Genomic DNA, 305 nt, shown 5'->3' with positions numbered 1-305 from the left:
CGGTGGTGCCGCCAAACTCGGCTTCTTTCTCGGCCAGCACCACCTTCAGCCCCAGCCGGGCGGCGGTGACGGCGGTGGCCAGCCCGCCTGCGCCGCTGCCCACTACCAGCAGGTCGCAGTGCAGGGTCTGTCTCTTATACACATCTGACGCTGCCGACGAACAGTAAGATGTGGGGGTGTGGGGGGGGGGGGGGGGGGGGTGGGGGGGGGGGGGGGGGGGGGGGGGGGGGGGGGGGGGGGGGGGGGGGGGGGGGGGGGGGGGGGGGGGGGGGGGGGGGGGGGGGGGGGGGGGGGGGGGGGGGGGG

The 305-nt window shown here is 79.7% G+C and carries 1 protein-coding gene; it reads right to left on the bottom strand.

Features of this window, described 5'->3' with window-relative positions; all coding sequences use genetic code 11:
- The coding region (locus JHD62_RS22775) for an FAD-binding protein (RefSeq protein WP_233161166.1) at window positions 1–305 on the bottom strand (305 nt) is incomplete at both ends.

The sequence above is a fragment of the Aquitalea sp. ASV11 genome (genome assembly GCF_016429185.1).
GTDB classification, from domain to species: domain Bacteria; phylum Pseudomonadota; class Gammaproteobacteria; order Burkholderiales; family Chromobacteriaceae; genus Aquitalea; species Aquitalea pelogenes.
The sequence above is the reverse complement of the archived record's forward strand: the minus strand, read 5'-3'. Positions and strand labels throughout refer to the sequence as shown.